The organism is Leeuwenhoekiella sp. H156, assembly GCF_052218455.1.
GTDB classification, from domain to species: Bacteria; Bacteroidota; Bacteroidia; order Flavobacteriales; family Flavobacteriaceae; genus Leeuwenhoekiella; species Leeuwenhoekiella parthenopeia.
Genome location: NZ_CP197499.1, coordinates 766,481 through 784,561 on the forward strand (window position 1 = coordinate 766,481; position 18,081 = coordinate 784,561).

The 18,081-nt window shown below is 36.7% G+C and carries 10 protein-coding genes and 1 CRISPR repeat array (1 of these 11 running past the window's edge); of the genes, 5 read left to right on the forward strand and 5 right to left on the reverse strand.

Annotation, left to right across the window (positions count from 1 at the left end):
- A CRISPR array of direct repeats spans nt 1-2,110; the repeat unit is 46 nt; unit sequence GTTGTGAATTGCTTTCAGAATCCTATTTTAGAGGATGATTCACAGG; it begins 516 nt to the left of the window's first position.
- A gap of 108 nt (nt 2,111-2,218) precedes the next feature.
- From cas2 to ACSSS3_RS03165, 5 genes are all read right to left on the reverse strand, one after another.
- Nucleotides 2,219-2,524: a CRISPR-associated endonuclease Cas2 gene (gene cas2 / locus ACSSS3_RS03145; protein ID WP_442847390.1), complete on the reverse strand. Its 306-nt coding sequence runs from the start codon at nt 2,522-2,524 to the stop codon at nt 2,219-2,221.
- A 96-nt stretch (nt 2,525-2,620) separates the two neighbouring features.
- Nucleotides 2,621-3,520 carry a type II CRISPR-associated endonuclease Cas1 gene (gene cas1 / locus ACSSS3_RS03150; RefSeq protein ID WP_442846421.1) on the reverse strand — a complete coding sequence of 300 codons (900 nt, stop codon included), beginning with the start codon at nt 3,518-3,520 and terminating at the stop codon, nt 2,621-2,623.
- On the reverse strand, nt 3,517-8,151 hold the full coding sequence (gene cas9, locus ACSSS3_RS03155) for a type II CRISPR RNA-guided endonuclease Cas9 (RefSeq protein ID WP_442846422.1): 4,635 nt from the start codon (nt 8,149-8,151) through the stop codon (nt 3,517-3,519). The genes cas1 and cas9 overlap by 4 nt, the downstream gene beginning before the upstream one ends.
- 1,390 nt (nt 8,152-9,541) lie before the next feature.
- A complete protein-coding gene (locus ACSSS3_RS03160; RefSeq protein WP_442846423.1) occupies nt 9,542-10,639 on the reverse strand; it encodes a hypothetical protein in 1,098 nt (365 codons plus the stop codon).
- 2 nt (nt 10,640-10,641) lie between these two features.
- The gene (locus ACSSS3_RS03165) at nt 10,642-11,436 is read right to left on the reverse strand and encodes an RNA polymerase sigma factor (protein WP_442846424.1); all 795 of its coding nucleotides are present in this window, start codon (nt 11,434-11,436) and stop codon (nt 10,642-10,644) included.
- Between the two features lie 848 nt (nt 11,437-12,284).
- Here ACSSS3_RS03165 and ACSSS3_RS03170 point away from each other — a divergent pair.
- The 5 genes from ACSSS3_RS03170 (at nt 12,285) to ACSSS3_RS03190 (ending at nt 17,858) form a co-directional block, all read left to right on the forward strand.
- Nucleotides 12,285-12,563, forward strand: coding sequence for a helix-turn-helix domain-containing protein (locus ACSSS3_RS03170; RefSeq protein WP_442846425.1), 279 nt, complete (start codon nt 12,285-12,287; stop codon nt 12,561-12,563).
- A 416-nt stretch (nt 12,564-12,979) separates the two neighbouring features.
- Nucleotides 12,980-14,896 (forward strand): ATP-dependent nuclease, encoded by a 1,917-nt coding sequence (locus ACSSS3_RS03175; RefSeq protein ID WP_442846426.1) that lies wholly within the window; start codon nt 12,980-12,982, stop codon nt 14,894-14,896.
- A 161-nt stretch (nt 14,897-15,057) separates the two neighbouring features.
- Nucleotides 15,058-15,777 (forward strand): hypothetical protein, encoded by a 720-nt coding sequence (locus ACSSS3_RS03180; protein WP_442846427.1) that lies wholly within the window; start codon nt 15,058-15,060, stop codon nt 15,775-15,777.
- A 320-nt stretch (nt 15,778-16,097) separates the two neighbouring features.
- Nucleotides 16,098-17,135, forward strand: a complete 1,038-nt coding sequence (locus ACSSS3_RS03185; RefSeq protein ID WP_442846428.1) for a hypothetical protein — start codon at nt 16,098-16,100, stop codon at nt 17,133-17,135.
- 204 nt (nt 17,136-17,339) lie between these two features.
- Nucleotides 17,340-17,858: a helix-turn-helix transcriptional regulator gene (locus ACSSS3_RS03190; protein ID WP_442846429.1), complete on the forward strand. Its 519-nt coding sequence runs from the start codon at nt 17,340-17,342 to the stop codon at nt 17,856-17,858.
- Nucleotides 17,859-18,081 lie beyond the last annotated feature (223 nt).

Consider the following 18,081-nt stretch of genomic DNA (forward strand, 5'->3'; position numbering starts at 1 on the left):
ACCTTTTTGAAAATGAGTTGTGAATTGCTTTCAGAATCCTATTTTAGAGGATGATTCACAGGAGCTTTCTAGGCATTACTCCGCAAAGACTTGTTGTGAATTGCTTTCAGAATCCTATTTTAGAGGATGATTCACAGGTGATAAAGTCACCGGAGAAACCATCCTCCCGTTGTGAATTGCTTTCAGAATCCTATTTTAGAGGATGATTCACAGGCCTGAAAACCAAACGGTCTTGGCAGCTATAGTTGTGAATTGCTTTCAGAATCCTATTTTAGAGGATGATTCACAGGAAAAGGGGCAAACGCAGGCTCGGCTGTAGGGTTGTGAATTGCTTTCAGAATCCTATTTTAGAGGATGATTCACAGGACAGACGGCGGCACGTGCTTACCATTCTTGTTGTGAATTGCTTTCAGAATCCTATTTTAGAGGATGATTCACAGGTGCTGTGTTGTTTGATCAAACCCAAAAGCGGTTGTGAATTGCTTTCAGAATCCTATTTTAGAGGATGATTCACAGGTTACCGTAACAGCCGTAACAGCCCGGTAAGGTTGTGAATTGCTTTCAGAATCCTATTTTAGAGGATGATTCACAGGAAAACATACTTAAATTCTCAGGCACTTTAGGTTGTGAATTGCTTTCAGAATCCTATTTTAGAGGATGATTCACAGGCGTTGCTGAAACGTGCCTATTTGCCCATCCGTTGTGAATTGCTTTCAGAATCCTATTTTAGAGGATGATTCACAGGCAGATTTGCCGAATGCGCTGTGAAACGCTGGTTGTGAATTGCTTTCAGAATCCTATTTTAGAGGATGATTCACAGGATGCAATATTAGATGAGCGCGCTGTTCACCGTTGTGAATTGCTTTCAGAATCCTATTTTAGAGGATGATTCACAGGCAGAAGTATCTAAGGGATGTGTCGCGCAATGTTGTGAATTGCTTTCAGAATCCTATTTTAGAGGATGATTCACAGGGGTTTACACCGGTGCGCTCTGGATGCTTCGGTTGTGAATTGCTTTCAGAATCCTATTTTAGAGGATGATTCACAGGGCCAGCATTATCAAACAGCAACTCAACTCGTTGTGAATTGCTTTCAGAATCCTATTTTAGAGGATGATTCACAGGTTTAGCCGATGCAATGCTAAAAGAACGTTTGTTGTGAATTGCTTTCAGAATCCTATTTTAGAGGATGATTCACAGGAGAATACTTTAGTGGCATTCCGGATACCGGGTTGTGAATTGCTTTCAGAATCCTATTTTAGAGGATGATTCACAGGCCTTTGCTGAAAGCATCCTATTTCACAACGTTGTGAATTGCTTTCAGAATCCTATTTTAGAGGATGATTCACAGGCTATCGCGTGGCCGGAAGCTACACACGCTAGTTGTGAATTGCTTTCAGAATCCTATTTTAGAGGATGATTCACAGGAGTTTGATCACCTGAGCCCTGCGCAGCTGCGTTGTGAATTGCTTTCAGAATCCTATTTTAGAGGATGATTCACAGGGCGCTTTACAAGTTTTTCACCATCACCATCGTTGTGAATTGCTTTCAGAATCCTATTTTAGAGGATGATTCACAGGCACAGATAGTGCCGATGAGCTAAGCCTTGCGTTGTGAATTGCTTTCAGAATCCTATTTTAGAGGATGATTCACAGGCGGGAGGTAACTTTGGAGCAGTTAGCTACGGTTGTGAATTGCTTTCAGAATCCTATTTTAGAGGATGATTCACAGGTGGTTGAGGATTTAAGAATCAAAGTTATAGTTGTGAATTGCTTTCAGAATCCTATTTTAGAGGATGATTCACAGGCTATTCGGTAGTAACGATGCAACCCCTGTTGTTGTGAATTGCTTTCAGAATCCTATTTTAGAGGATGATTCACAGGAGAAAATAGTATCTTTTATTTGTGTCTACAGTTGTGAATTGCTTTCAGAATCCTATTTTAGAGGATGATTCACAGGACTTATGGAACAAAACACTTTATAGTTTAAGTTGTGAATTGCTTTCAGAATCCTATTTTAGAGGATGATTCACAGGTTATCCCTAAGCCATAGGTAGGCGAAAATTGTTGTGAATTGCTTTCAGAATCCTATTTTAGAGGATGATTCACAGGATACCCGGCGTAAAAACCTGGTATCCTGTTTTTTATGATGTTTTTTAGAAATAATAAAATAGACCTTCTCAAAAGGTCTCGACTGCGCTCGACCTGACATTTTCGTTCTTAGAAAAGTTCGAGTTGCTGGCTGGGAGCTTCCGGCTCCACTTCTTTTTGACCGTGAAAAAGCTCCATCATTCCAAATTGCTTATCGGTGATTTGCATAATACAGATTTTTCCTTTTTTGGGCAGGCTGTTTTTGGTGCGCCTGATGTGGACACTGGCATTTTCCCGGCTGGCACAAAAGCGCATATAAATACTGAACTGAAACATGGCAAAGCCGTCATCGAGCAGGTTTTTACGAAAACGCGCTGCCGTTTTTCGCTCGGTCCGGGTTTCGGTTGGCAAATCAAAAAATACGAGTACCCACATACTTCGGTATTGATTAAGTCGTGATAAATGCGCGTGTTCCAAAATAGTTTGGATTTATAGTTTATTTATCGACCATCTGATTATAAGCTACTAATATCAGCTGAAATCAGGATATAAAATCTTTCGGCTGCTGCCTAGAAAACAGTCATATAAGCTGCTGGTGGTACGACTCATAGCCACCATAAGCGGACTTTGCTTACCATCTATAACCACATCCATGGCCGGTATGGTGAGCAACACGGCTTTTAAATCCATCGTCAATTCTTCCAGGTCTTCACCGGCACGAACCATTTCATAAACCAGGCTATCTACAAAAGGCCTGTAGGGTTCCATCACATCATCGGCCAGGCAAAAAGCATTGTATTTGTTTTTATGAAAAATACCTACCGAAGGGAGCATCCCGCTACTCACCAAAGCCCGGGCGGTTACAGCCCGTAAAATGGCATATCCGTAATTCAACAAATTGTTTGGTGCGATCCCTTTTTGATTGCGGCTAAAACCGGGTACATCTTCAAACAGGTTTTGAAAATAATAAGCAGCAGCTATGGCCTCATGATTCATCGTGTCACCACTTTTTACCTCCGTGGCCCAGCGCTCCAGCTTTAGGCTTCTTTTGCGGTGCAAACGCAAATGTGCGGCCTGATTTCCGATTTTCGCCTGTACCGTCTGTTGCCACAGGTTTTTCTTAAGCGGCACACTTGCATTGAGCTGGTGTTTCATCCGTTCAGTCTGTTCACTATGCCCTACCAGCGGTTGTAAAAATGAGCAAGGCAAGTGTTGTTTATCGCAGGTGATGACCGCTGTTTTATTTTGCACCAGTTTCATAAGCAGTCCGTTTGTAATCGTGATCTGAGGATCTTCCAGAACAATATAGCCCAAATCTTCAATAGGAATGCTCGCCTCCTTCTTGTCTTCCTGCGGAAAGTTTACCACCAATTGTTCATTGCGGGTACTTAAATAGGCCGGGTTACCAAAAAAGAGGGTGCGTTTGATCATTTTAGAACTTTTGTGATATTCCCTATTTTATCAGTTTCCAGTTTCCAGCATCTATCTTTTATCATTACAGGCTTATCATTTTCATCCAATAATTCGGGATTTGAAATTCCAGATAAAACTCTTGCCGTAACATTATTGCTACCTATTTCAGCTTTTGAAATGTTTGTGGATAAATTCGCAGGTCTGCAAAGCAATTTATCTTGTGTGGTATTGACCATTATATAAATACGACTGATCTGATCAATACTTAAATTTTCGGCTGTAAATTGATTTTGATTTTGAATTTCTTCTTCACTAGGCACAAAAACTAAATCATTGGGTGAAATAGAAAATAAAAACCGTCCTTTAGTATGATCAATAGGAACACCTGTGCGCTGTTCTTTAGGTAAAGTTGCTTCCTCTTTTTGCCAGGCAATTACTCGCTCTAAGGGTATGGTTTCAAAATTTCTTTTTTGTTGTTCATCATTCCAATAAATGGCAAAAAAAAGGTTTGTTCCTTTAGCAGCTTCTACATACTTTGAACTTTTTGAGCCTTCCTCTCCAATACTAAATTTATTCCCAACCTCATAAACACGTACTTTTTTTATTGGTAGATGTGGTTTACCGCCATTAAGAGTTATGATGTTTTTATTCATTTCATCAATGCCCACATAATTAAACGCTAAATCAAAACGTTCCTGTCCTTTATCGTCGTGATAATTTTTAATGTGATTTTCGAGTATCCTTTGGATTCCAGTATCTGTGATACTTTCCAGTTGTTTTCGGGTAAATTTTTCGCTAAGTTCAGTTCGAGTGGCATAAGCTTCAATATTTTCGTAAATAGCTATTTTACTTACAAGTCCGTTCCCATCTTTCAAAGGATTAGTTTTAAAATACTTTTTTGTTTTTGTTAAATTTCCATTGAAAATTTCGATTTGTTCTCTAATTGAATTCTTTAGCGTCTTATCCACTATCATTTCCCAAGAATCAATTGCCTTATGAAGTGATACATAACCCTTCTCTCTTTTTAAATTTACTTTTCCGGCAACAGTATCCCTGTGTAATGGTTTACGTATAGCCCAATTTTGTCCCTTGGTTTGTTTGATGAATTCTTTTTTATACGTACCATTTTTCTTAACCCATTGTTGGGTTTTATTATTCGTCTTATTGATTACTCGCAAATTTTGTTTAAAACTTACGACCATATGCTCAAGGGCATCTTTTGCCTCAAGAGGAAAGTCTTTCCAAGGTTGATGGTAAGCTTTGGCAACAGTAATGGTTTTATAATTCCCGGTTTTTCCATCTTTAATTCGTTTCTTTTCTGTTGTTCTTAATTTTGAAACCAACGTATAGTTTTTTCTTGAGGTGTTTAAGGATGTTATATAGTTTATATGGTCTTTGGTGGTACAAGCAATAACTAAAGCATCTAAAGCGTGATGACGATGGTCTATCCTTTTTTTGCTAAAACCCTTAGCCAAATCATTAGGAACTTGTATCCTGAAGGCATTTATATTCTTATCCCAATATCCAAAATCTTTTGAGTTGGTCAGTTCATTTAAACGCCTAAATCGTGGTGCAATAATCTCATTCCATTTATCGTTTAGACCCCAATCTTGCTTAAGTTTTGATGTTATCGCACCATTAACAGGAATTAGATATTTTGAAGTGGCTTCCTGCTCTCCATCCTCACGCACCAAGTTACTTAAGAGTCCTTTTATGAGTTTACTAATGTAACGGCTATCATTGAGCTGACGGTTTATAAATCCTTCGGGTATATCCTCGCTGAGCAATTTAGTAAGCTTTGACTTATTGCTTTTAAAATAATGCTTACAATGATTTTGGTAATTTTCTAATGAGAGTAGCTGTACGGAAGCACCCTGTCCTAAATCAATTAGTTCGCCTCCCCTATTTTTAAGAAAGGAGTAAGCTGTTTCATTTCCCTTTTCATCATTGACGGCACTTTCACAAATAATCTTATTACTTAAAGAATTATCGAAATACCTAGATTGTGGTATAATGTGTTCTATCTGATATTCGGTTGAAAATAATTTGGTCAACGGAATCGGTTTCCCAGTATATGGAGATATATACCCCTGATCTAACCAAAGCTTATATCTTGTTATTTCTGATTTTGATGGAGAACTATTTTTCCTTATTTTTTCAATTTCATCTGAAGAAACGGTACTATATACCGTGTTTGGATTATCATAGATACCTTCTTCATATAGTTTTAAAATTTCTTGGTGGCTTGGCGATAAAGGCCGAACATCATCTTGTACTTTTGGATCATCCTTTATTTCCTGTAGGAGTGCCTTTATTCTTTCATTCGTATTTTCCTTCTCAGTTATCGATTTTGATATGCGCTCTCGTGTTTTCTTATCATTTTTCATTCCACGACCAAGCTCAACGTGTATTTCATCAAAAAGTGGATCATAGATTTTGATACCGTTAGTTTCATTGAATGTCCCGTAATTTTCCCAGATGTCACGTACGACCCTTAACGTTTCCAGTATAACTTGTTCAACAATAGGGTTGCGCAGACTATGTTGTTTAAATTCCTTCAGATATGTAGTTATATCCTCAGGTTGCTTCCATTGTCTAATATCACTAACTTCAGAATGTCTGTTATAAACTGCGTAACAAGCTTGATAGGTATTTAAACCACTTAAAGGGTTACCTTTTTCTTGGATGAAAGATTTTAAAAGCCTTTTAGGTATATCATCATCACTTATACTATCTAGTTTCTCTTTATCAAAGTCTATTTTTTCTAAACGTTCAAGTATGTCATTAATTCGATTCTTGACCTTATCATCTACTTTCTCTTCTTCCCAGTATTTGCCAATGCGCATTAAGCTTAATAACTTTTTAATAGCCTTCTCGGAATAGGAGCCATAACTACTTTCGAAAGGAGGGAATTTCCTAAAATTTTCAACGAAGCTTTCTTTGTGTAAATCATTTTTTAAAGCAAAGGTCTCCAGTGCTTTTTCAAATTCAATTTTGTCTTTAACAGAATAGATAACATGCCATAAAGATTGAAGAAAATCTGGCTTTAAAATTTTATTGACATCTGCTCTTTTAACTTTTGAAAGTCGGGACTTTATTTGGCCTTTGGTTTCATTACAAGGATATTTCTTATCGGTTACGTAATTCCAGCGATGTGTTTTTTCTGAAAGTTTAAAATTTTTAAGAAGTACTTTTTGCTCAATGTTCTCTCGATCATTCAAGAAGTCAAAAAGTCTTACCCAAGCTTCATCATTATTAAGATAATTTTCAGTCACATCAATATCGCCTGATTCGTTTAATTCATAGATTTTCAGGTTTTGTAAAAATTGCCATAACCTAAATTCTTGAAAAAGCGGATTAGATTTTGAGATCGCTTTGTATGGCTTTTTAACAATTTCACCATTTTCATTCTTATAAACGCGATTTTCATAGGGGCAATCTGTAATACTGGATTTTTTACTTTTCAGTGGTCTTTGATAAAATATAAGATCTTCAATAAAAAGATATTTAAAATCTCGTTTAGCAAGGTCTTGTTGATGAGCCTCGTTTCTAGGATAAAGCTCTTCGATGCACTTACTATAAAATCCTTTTTCAATTTGAAGTTCTGGGTGAAATTCAATCTGTTTCTCTAGTATGGCATTGAGTTCTTGCCTATAGAATTTACGCTCAATTGTTTTTACTAGCTTACCCCTTATTTTCTGGGTAGGATTTATTATGAGGCTATTGTAAATGTACTGACCAACTGTTTTCTTAGAATTAAGAATGTCATTTTCTGTTTTCTTCTTGATAGCAATCCAGTCTTTTTCTGAGTCTACAGCTCTAAAACTTCTTTTCTCATTACCGTACTTGTCTATTTTGACAGTTCTGTCTTTTTCTAAAGTTGTGGTAACTATAAATTCTTTGATTTTATCCTTCCAATCGTATAGCGGCTCCTTGCTTTGACGTCTGTAAACCCATCCATTTTCTAAGATTATGTTGTACCAAGTCCCTTTAGAATTGACATCTTCTGTTGCTTGAACATCAATTACATTTAATGCATAAAATTCTTCTAATTTGTCATTTGAAATTTCATCTTCCTCACCTCTTAATTGGTAATAACCTCGCTTTTGATTAAAATTAAGAAGTATCCAAGCAAGCTCTTCTTTAGAGACTTTATTTGAAAGTGCTTTTTTTCTCAAATAATAAATAGTCCAATCATATGGAATTTTAATGTCTTGACTATGAGCTCTGAACTCATCTACCATTTCATTGAAAGATTCTTGAAATATAAAATGATAATTGTCTTCGGAATCTTTTTTATAGGCCAATTTCGGTTCTGCACCTTTTTTAAATTGTCCTAAATATTTTTCAAAATCAATTTGATCATCGTAATGTGTTGGTAAAAAGCCCAATACATTAAGTGTACGATGTAGTCGATCCCTGCGTAAATTGTCTCGTTGGTATAAACGCCTGACCCCGCGATGTTTGGTACGTTCAGCTGTTTGAGAAATGGAGACTCCTGCATCAAAGTCTCCCAAAACATCTTGCCCCATAGGAATTATGCGTGTACCAATTCCCTTTATATTCCCTTCTTTTTTATCAAAATTTGAGTTTACTAAAGCCCATCCTATTGAGTTGGTTCCTAAATCCAGTCCTAAAATTCGTTTCATCTGTATTTTTTATTCTTTTCTAAAAATAGATATAGTTTTTTACTTAAAATTGAGGAAATCTGTATTCTAAATAAAATCAGTTAATTATCTTTACAGTCTGAAAGCAATTCACAATAAGGATTATTCCGTTGTGAAAACATTCAAAGCGGCCTTTACGGGTCGCTTTTCTTTTACCTCGCTGTTTTTTTATGTTATCTACATTAGAATATTCACATTCCAATATCTTATAAATAGATTTTAAATGTAAGGGGAATAAACCCCATTTCCCTCCATTCCGCGAAAGGCTTCATTACGGAAAAAAGAGGTTCATTCCAAAATCTTGAACCCACTCCTGAAAAAGGAGTGCGTTCGCCTGATTCTGCTGACTTCAAGTTTGCGTTTATCCAGGAAACTTTTTTGCCAACTTCAAACCGGTACTTCAACATCCTGCACAGCACCCGTTTCCTTTTCGTTTAAGAACTAAAATTTAGCCGGAGCCGCTTTGCATAATCAGGCTCACTTCGGCCCTGCTCAGTGCAGGCCCTTGTCGCTCTTTTTATAAAAGCTCTTCCTTACTAAATTTTAAATAGAAGTCTGCCGAAAAGGAAACGCGATGGCGCTATGGGAAGTAAATGGAACTGCATTTGGGATTCCGTTTTTCGTTGGCCCGATACTAAAATAACCGGTAGTTGATGCCTTCTGCGCTGATATCTTCAGCAAGAAAAACGCTCCGGATATAATAAGTAAATGGGTTAGCTTCTCATTTAATTTACAGGCATTTGCAATCAAAATTAATGGGAATTTTTTTATCTAAATTGGAGTAGAAAAAGTAACATTTTAGGGAGCGAAGCGAAGGAAAATGTATAGCAAGAGGGTAACACGCTGCGCGATGTTACGGCATACATTTTCTGGGTCAAGTTACTGATAATCAAATTATTAAGATTCTGTGTAGTTGATTGATCTTTAGAGTTTTGCGACAAAAGCACTGCGAGCCCTTATTTTCAGTGAAGATTTTGCGACAAATCGATCTAATCTGCTGGCGTTTCAAGGCTGAAGACTTGTTTTAAAAAACCAAAGTATTTCCAAATTTTGATGCTTAATTTTAAACGATACCTAGGGTTAAAATGAACTGGATAAAAGCAGACTTGAAAACCGGGATGGAAGGGATTTCTAAGTATTTGAGTTTACCATTCACTCGTGTACGTTTTACTAGCTTTTGCATTTTAAGTCGTTTATCTGTTCCTAACAATTTCTTTTCACTTAATCTTTAAGGGAAGGGTTGTATATGCTGCGTGCATTTAGTGAGTGCAATTAAGATACCTCACCTTACGGGTGTACAAGCACCCTCTATTTAAGTTTAAAATTCAAAAGTTTTCGGTTCAACGTTATCTTCCAGATTATGTACAGAAACCTAACCTATCACCAGCTCAATCCCTGCTTTTTTGGCTTTGTATTCTATTTTCTTTGTTAATTCATAATAATTCCAGTTTCTAAGCACAAAACCTTCTTGCTGCGCAGCCTCGATCCTGGCTTCCTGATTGAGCAGAATCAAGGTGCCGGCCTGTTGTTTAATACAAAAATCAATAAGCTTTCGGCTGTATACATGCAAGCGGTTACTTACATAGTTTTTTTCCAGTTCGTAAAATGTTTTGACTGCTTTTGTTTTGCGTTTAAAGCCTTTTCCGGGTCTGCAGTAGGTTGCCCCGCTTTGAGCCCTTTTCTGAGAGGCCTGTAGCGCCAGCCTTCTATATAGAAATTCTTCCCTGTTGCCAATAGAAAGTGTAGCTTTCCCTGATTTCACGGTAATTGGGTATTCCAGAGATAAAGAAGCTTCCGCAATTACTTCCGGTTTTAGACAATGCTTTTCTTTTTGAAATTCAAAGGTGGCTAACCAATAAATTTTTTGTTTCTTCAATTGGATTCTGGAAGTACATAGTTTGATTTTTCCTGCGACTAACTGTTCCAGCAATTTTCGTTTATCGGTATAATCTTTCCCTAGAAAGGTTTTTAAGGGAATGGAAAACAAACGAAAACAAAATGCTTTTTGCTCTTCATTATAGGACAAGCCATGAATGGCTACCGGTCCAAAGGGGAAGGCAATATTCTTCTTGAAATTGGCAAGGGAGCGTTCTCCCTTAGTATATTCAGGCAGGTTGTTTCGAAAGTTATTGATAATGGTATTGTTCAGGTTGGCTAAAATATTAGTAGGGATTTCCCCTTTAAAACGATCAGATACCACCCGGTACGTGCAGTTTGTCCTAGATCGATTGAGGATGCCCTCTTTTGTTTTTTTTTCATCCGCTAACGTATAGCGTATTCCATCAGATAAGTAAAAGAATTCTTTGATTCGTTCCTGAACGTAAAGATGTGAAATAATGAGATTGGCGGCTCTAAAGCTTCGGTTCTGCCAGCGGTAGAGCGTGTCGTAGACCGCTGTTTTCTCTGCTTTGGTAGGGGCATCTACCTTGAGCTGGATCTTTCGGGTGAGTTTTATGGTTTCTTTTCCCATCACTAAGCTGATTGTTGCTCACCGTTTTTAAGCTGTACCCATTTATAGGCAGTCATAAATTCCTGATGCACTTCCTTTAGTGAACGGTTCAGTTCTGTAGCGATGGCATCAAAAGAATAGTGCTTTTCCATACGCAGTTGTAAGACTTTTTCCTGTTCCGGGGTCATAATACCCTGATTCTTAAACGCCCGGATCGGTTTGGCCTCAGTATCGGGCGTACATCCAGTACCAAGAATATTCTTAATATCTTCAATCGCGCCTTTTACTTCGATACTGGTTTTGGCGGTGCTGGTTCCCATTGCCTGAGCAATTTCTTTATACTGAAAGCCGTATTTTAAGCACAGTTCTACCAGAAGCTTTCTTTTACTTCCCAGTAGAGGGAGTACCTTTTGAATCTGGTCTAAAGCCTTCTGATCTGCTTCCTGCTTTTGTAGGTGAGCATCTTCTACATCACTTTCATAGCCGCATAAATAATCCTGATAATTCTCGAAATAGTCTAGTCTGCTTAGGTTTCGCTGAAACGCATTCCGGGGCTTGCTATACTGGTAAATACACTCGCTTTTCATTACAAAGTGAACGAACGCATGGAGATGTTCCGGGGATTGTATCCGCTCTCTTTTTTGCCATAAAATGAGAAAGGTATCCTGCAGGATATTTTCAACTGTATAGACATCCTTAAGTATGCTCCTGCCCATCCAGTAAACACTACGATGATACTTCCTGTAAATCGCTTCAAACGCGAGCGGACAGCCCTGTTTGAAGGCATCATAGTTGGTTTTAGGTTGAAATCGTTTCATAGACAAAGTCTTTTCTATTTCGTTTACATTCTATTCTTTTAAAGGTGTTTCGGTTTAGGCCGTTACTGTAGACTCTATACCGGGCGAGGTATCGTTTTTTTTAATACTTCACAGCTGTATTAAGTAACCAATCGTTTTAGTTAAGCTCATCCCTTCCCGCCGGATTCCAATCACAACCGGGAAGGTTTATGAACTTAACAGCTTCTCTTTTTCGCAGACCCTAAAGTCTACAGCTCTTTTTTTATGGCTAATTCACCGGTGTGCTTAAACCTACCCGGTATAAGCCCAGGCCGCTGTTAAAGCGGCGTTTCCCACCCAACTACAGGTTACTTCGTAGGGAAATAACCCATAACCCACGGGTGACTTAGCGGATTATGACGTGTACCCGTAAACACGTGCTTTTTACATTGGCATTAGTACTTTAACTGTTAGTCAACTACAACTCATAAGAGTTGCCGGCCATTTTGGCCTTAAATGATTGTGTAGGGGATTAAAAGGGGTGCGAAGCCTTATAAAGAAGAATACAAAGGCTTTGAAAGCTGAAGTAAAGGCCCAATACAAAAAGGCGCAGGTCTCAACTTATTGAACAGAGGTACTGGTATACCGCGCAACAATAAGCGAGAGCCCACGCCCGGGTCGTGAGCATCCCTGCTTATCCTCTCGTTGCTAAAAATTACCAGTTTTCTGTTCGAGATTCAAAGCGAATGCTTCTAATATGTTATGCTAAGAAGTTTCGCAAATATATAATTATGAGGTAAATATAATAATAAAAACTAAATGGTATGATATATCATACCATTTTTATTTAAATTATATGTCAACTTAGTCAAATACTGTTAGATTAAGCATTGACTGAGAAAGAGAAAATAGGGAAACGAGTTGTGGAGCTAAGAAATAAAGTTCCAAGTGAGGAATACAGCAAAAAACAGGTCTCACAACAGGAGTTGGCAGATAACAATATTGGGTTAACAAAGCAATTAATTGGCTCAATAGAAAGAGGAGATGCAAATCCTACTTTAGAAAAGCTCGTTTTACTTGCCAAAGCATTAAATCAAAAGAAGATAGATGTGTTAGGAGTAGAAATCGATATTGACAAGTTTATCAAAGAGATGAATTCCATTTCCTAAAATTATCCTCTTGACTGAATACTCTAAATCAGTACTTTTTTCCAGATGATATACTTAAAAGTTAAGGAAACCTTAATTTTCTACTTTTCAAAAGCCATTTTCATACACTCTTCATACTCTATCCTAGGCTTTGAGTAGGCTTTGCCTGGGGGATGCCTTGCCTGAGGCTTGATTTTCGGATCTTTTTGCTCTAAAACTAAGGTCTTAATCCGGCTAGGGCTATACGTTAGGGGTTCTTAATCCTGAAAGGGCTATACCCATTTAAAGGAATACGGGATTCTGTAAAGTACTTATAAAGTATATTACTACTTTTAGGTGGATAATGCTAAAGTGTTGATATCCCGTAAATTTTGAAGGGGATATGTATATCTTAGTGTTGATATAACAAGTTGGGCGTCATGTAAAAGAACCTACGAATGAAAATTGAATCACTAAGAATAGAAAACTTCCGAGCGTTTAAAGACGAGACAATTGATTTTGATGACTATACTTCTTTTGTAGGACCAAATGGCGTTGGTAAATCAACTGTATTCCATGCGCTTAATCTATTTTTTAGACAAAGTAAAGACAGCCAAACTGACCTTTTGAAATTGTCCGCAAATGATTTTCACCATTCCAATACAAGTCAACCTATAAAAATTACAGTTATGTTTTCTTCACTATCAGACCAAGCCAAAGAGGATTTGGCTGATTATGTAAGGCAAAACAAATTAATAGTGACTGCAATTGCTAATTATGATTCCATTACTGAAAAAGCTGAAGTAAAACAGTACGGAAACAGACTTGGCATGGAAGAATTTAGAAAGTTCTTTGAAGCTGATAAAAATGGAGCGAAAGCACCAGAACTAAAGGAAATATTTAAATCTTTCAGAGACAAGTACTCAGAGATTAATTCTGCTAATTCTAAAGCAGATATGATTTCTGCATTGCATGATTATGAAAGTAAAAATCCAGATAAATGTATCTTGATACCAAGTGAAGACCAATTTTACGGAGTTTCACGAGGCGTGAATAAGTTAGAATCACACCTTCAATGGATTTTTGTTCCTGCAATAAAAGATGCAACTGAGGAAAGTGAAGAATCTACAAGGTCTGCTTTAGGACAGTTATTAGCTAGAACTGTCCGTTCGAAAGTTTCATTTGATGAAAGAATTCGTGAGTTACGAAATAATGTTCGTAACGAATATCAAAAACTTTTAGATGCAGAACAAGAAACGCTTGATGACATATCAGGTTCATTACAGAATCGTCTTGCAAATTGGGCGCATCCGAATATTACAGCTTCTATTCAATGGAAACAAGACCCTGACAAATCCATTAAAATTGAAGAACCGCTTGCAGGACTTAGAGTTGGAGAAAGAGGATTTGAAGGAGAATTATCAAGATTTGGACATGGTTTACAACGGTCTTATATGCTTGCACTTCTTCAAGAGTTATCAACTTTTCAATCTGAAAATGTTCCGACCTTGATAATGGGAATTGAGGAGCCAGAGTTATTTCAACATCCGCCACAAGCAAGATATTTAGCTGAAACACTTCTTGAACTATCCCAAGCCAGTTCTCAAATAATTATTTGCACACACAGTCCTCTATTTATTCCAGGAGATAGTTTTGATAAAATTAGACTTGCTTGCGAACAAGGAGAACCAAGTGAAACAAAAATAAAGCGACTGACTTATGATTCCCTAGCAAAAGAATTACATGCTGTTGGGGAAAAGCTAGTTTCTGAAAGTGGTATGGTCGCAAAGCTTTATCCTTCATTAAACCCAGTAGTAAATGAGATGTTTTTCTGCAAGAAGTTAATCCTTGTTGAAGGCCATGAAGACATTGCTTATATAAGTTCATACCTACTGTTAACAGAAAAAATGAATGAGTTTAGACGTCATGGTTGTCACATTGTACCTGTAGAAGGGAAAAATAAGTTGATTAAACCGCTAGCAATGGCAAAGTTGCTAAATATACCTACCATGGTAATTTATGACAGTGACACCGATAAAACCACAGAACATGAAATGCCAAAACATAAAAAGGATAATAAAGCAATCCTTGCCCTTAAAGAATGTAATGATGAGAGTGAATGGCCAGATAAAATAATTATTCGAGACGGATTAACTGCATGGCAGACCAATTTAACAATTGAAATAATGAATGAACTTGGCGTGCATCTTAAAAAATATGAAGATGCAGCAGCATTGCATTATGGTAACGCAGGAGGATTAAAGAAGAATCCTTTGGCAATTGCAAAAACACTAGAACTAGCTTGGGAGGACGGAATTAAATCTGAAATACTAATCAAACTGACAGATAGAATTGTAGAATTTATAAAGAAATAAAAAAACACGAACGCCCAACAACGGCTATACGTAATGCGGGTTTTGGTGCTAAATTTAAAGTAAATGAATATCAAAAAACATAATGGTAAACTGGAAGTGGAGTGCATTTTAATCCCGCATACGCATAGCCAAACCCTTAGGCAACATTAAAACCAATCTCAATGAAATGTTATAATTGCGGAAAAGAATTAACGGACGAAACAAATCACGATGAACATATTCCTGCAAAAAATTTATTTAACGAGTTAGAGCCTAATTTCAAAGTGAATTTATTAAAAGTTCCTGCGTGTTATAAATGTAATGTGAAATTATATTCAAAAATCGACCATCTTATAAGAGACGTTATAGGCGTTTTAAATGAAGATGAAGACTATAAAAAAAAAATGACCGCAAAAGCTACTCGTTCGATTACAAGAACGAAAAACTGGAAAGAAAGAATTTTTAGTATTGATAACGGTAAATCACTCGAAGTTAGCTTCAGTTATGATGATATCAAAAAACTACATATAAAGAATTTTAAAGGATTGTTCTACTCACGATATGGGTTCCCAATTCCTGACAGTTATGAAATTACAATTATCGCGGAAGGAGATGAAGAAAATGAAAAAGCTCAAATAGTCAATAAAAACTATAGGGAGTTCCTAGATTATGAAAAAGAATGGAGCCATATTGGACATCCAGAAGTATTTAAATATAAAATAAAAGCAATGATACCAGACGAACATGATCCCGATATTTTCTTTGATGGCGAGAATGTGGAAAATGCAATCGGATTTGTTTGTAGTATGGAATATTTGAATGCATTAAAGCCTTTAGTTTTAGCTCAATCGAAAGAGTCTTTGGACGAAAATAACGTTTTACAATCGAGTAGGTGGTCGTGAGCGATAAGCCCACGGTGCACCTCTCACACCAGTACGTACGGGTCTCGTACCTGCCTGCCGGCTCTTAGGCTTGCACCCTCTAGATTAATATTTTACCTTTCGGTAAAACAAAAGACGCCCATATTGGTCACACACAAACCTATAAACAATTGCTTGGCTTGTGCTTACCTAAAATCCTACGGATTTTCTAGCGCCTCTTTCTACTTGCGAAGATTTAGGGTAAATTTCAGCAATTGTTCACAGCTGGACACGGTACCCAACATATGAAACCAAACTTGAAAACAATAATCATAAACTTTTACTATAGAACCATCTACGAGTTGCAAACTTGGAATTGGACAATGATATGTTTGGGAATAATATCAATAGAATTGTCTGTCTTCCTTTTCATCTCTTTAGAAAACCAAAAGCTCGATGTTGATTTCACAAAAAATAGTCTAGAACTAATACTTACAATAAATGGTCTCTTCTCAGCAATTTTAGTGACTTATTTTTTCAATCGAATTTCTTGGATTTTAAGTTTGAAAAAAGAAACCTATGATGAAGCCATTGAGTTTTCTCAAAAGATAACTGAATTTAGAAGAATTTGCGACAAACTTACCGAATTTTACAATGTATGGGATGATGATGATGCAACCAAAAGCTTATTAGGACACGGGACTTATAAGCATATTGATTATTATGATTTTAAAATGCTGTCAATTAGTGATTATAAACCAAGCGAAAAAGAGATTGAACTAATTAAAAACCTAAAAGAGGACAAAAGATACAAAAGTGGAATGTCGGACTTGTTTTTAGGAATGGTTAGTTTGGTTAGGAATAGAAAAAGTAGGAATATGTTCAAGGATAGCGAACTATATAAAGATTTTCAAAAAAAAGGAATTTACAATTTAGAATATATTCAAAGATGTGTTGAAGTTGATTATGCTAGTCGTCTGTGGTACTGGTTTGATAAAGATTATGCTTATATAAATTATCACGCTCTATCTAAAAAATCCAAAGATTATATTTTGAATGCTTGCGCTCGAATTGACCCCAAATATAAAGGCGCTGAACTTAACAATAAATTGATGGCGGAAATATGTGATGATATGAACGAGCATTATTTCAAAGAGCTCTACCAATTACTTTTAGATTTAAGAAAAGGACTATCTGGATTTAATTTATTGATATTTTCAATTCTGATTGCCAGTTTGGTTTTTGGGGTACTGCTACCATTTTTCACCTATTTCACTATTGATAATATTAAGCTTAAAGAGATTTTTACAAATATTATAGTTGGACTTAATTTCGGTCTATTGTTTTTCTTCATTACCAATCTTTATGGAATAATAAAAAGAGAAATCACTTGGACATAAATACAATTGTTGTTAATGGTAAGCGTTGCACAAGTACATACTTTCTAATTAAACCTATTTCTTTAAACCGCTTAAGAGCGGTTTTTTAGTTTTAAGGCATTGATAGCTTACAATCGTAAGACATTTAGAGATAAGTCTATAGAATGTTAGAATAGTAAACATTTCGGTTTACTATATTTACTATCATTTTCAAAACGATTTGCCATGTTACCCGATCTGGAGAAAATAAAAGGTGTTCATCCCGGAGCAGTTTTAAAACTAGCTTTGAAAAAAAAGGATATGAATTCAAGTGAGCTTGCCCGGGCAATTGATGAGCATAAGCAAACGCTGAGTGCGATTTTGAATGGACGACGAGCGGTAAATCCTAAGCTTTCTATTAAGTTGGCTCAACTATTCGACATACCTGCAGATTACTTTTCATTACTACAAGCCAGTTATGTTGTACAACAGGCACTAGAATCAAGGCCGAAGCAAACACCAGATTTAAAGCGTTTCAGAAAAGCTCTTTTTTGGGATACCCAATTGGATAAAATAGATTGGAATAAAAATAAACGCGCCGTTATTAAGCGGGTTTTGGAACGTGGTAATCAGCAGGAAATCGAGGAGCTGATCAAATACTATGGGAAACAGACTATTTCAAAGGTTGTTCTATCAATCAAAACCAGCTACCTGCCTTCTTTTGAAGAAAATGTAAAGCACTATAGCCTGACAGAACAGCAATGAAATTATACTTAAACACCATTTCTCATTTGCTTTGGAGTTCGCTTAAAGCCTTGATGGAAATCTTGGAACTGAAATCGTTTAGACTCGTTGAAGAGGTTCAATAAGTGTAAGACGCGAAAGTTTATTAACTGGACTTTCAAGTACACATTAAAACTACCAGGTAATGTGACTGAAATAGGTAAAGAAACATACTTGAATTTGCCAATTTAAATTAAAACTGTAC

What these genes read in the sequence shown, in the direction of transcription:
- cas2 (WP_442847390.1), bottom strand. Translation starts at nt 2,524, where the DNA reads ATGTGGGTACTCGTATTTTTTGATTTGCCAACCGAAACCCGGACCGAG.
- cas1 (WP_442846421.1), bottom strand. Translation starts at nt 3,520, where the DNA reads ATGATCAAACGCACCCTCTTTTTTGGTAACCCGGCCTATTTAAGTACC.
- cas9 (WP_442846422.1), bottom strand. Translation starts at nt 8,151, where the DNA reads ATGAAACGAATTTTAGGACTGGATTTAGGAACCAACTCAATAGGATGG.
- ACSSS3_RS03160 (WP_442846423.1), bottom strand. Translation starts at nt 10,639, where the DNA reads ATGGGAAAAGAAACCATAAAACTCACCCGAAAGATCCAGCTCAAGGTA.
- ACSSS3_RS03165 (WP_442846424.1), bottom strand. Translation starts at nt 11,436, where the DNA reads ATGAAACGATTTCAACCTAAAACCAACTATGATGCCTTCAAACAGGGC.
- ACSSS3_RS03175 (WP_442846426.1), top strand. Translation starts at nt 12,980, where the DNA reads ATGAAAATTGAATCACTAAGAATAGAAAACTTCCGAGCGTTTAAAGAC.
- ACSSS3_RS03180 (WP_442846427.1), top strand. Translation starts at nt 15,058, where the DNA reads ATGAAATGTTATAATTGCGGAAAAGAATTAACGGACGAAACAAATCAC.
- ACSSS3_RS03190 (WP_442846429.1), top strand. Translation starts at nt 17,340, where the DNA reads ATGTTACCCGATCTGGAGAAAATAAAAGGTGTTCATCCCGGAGCAGTT.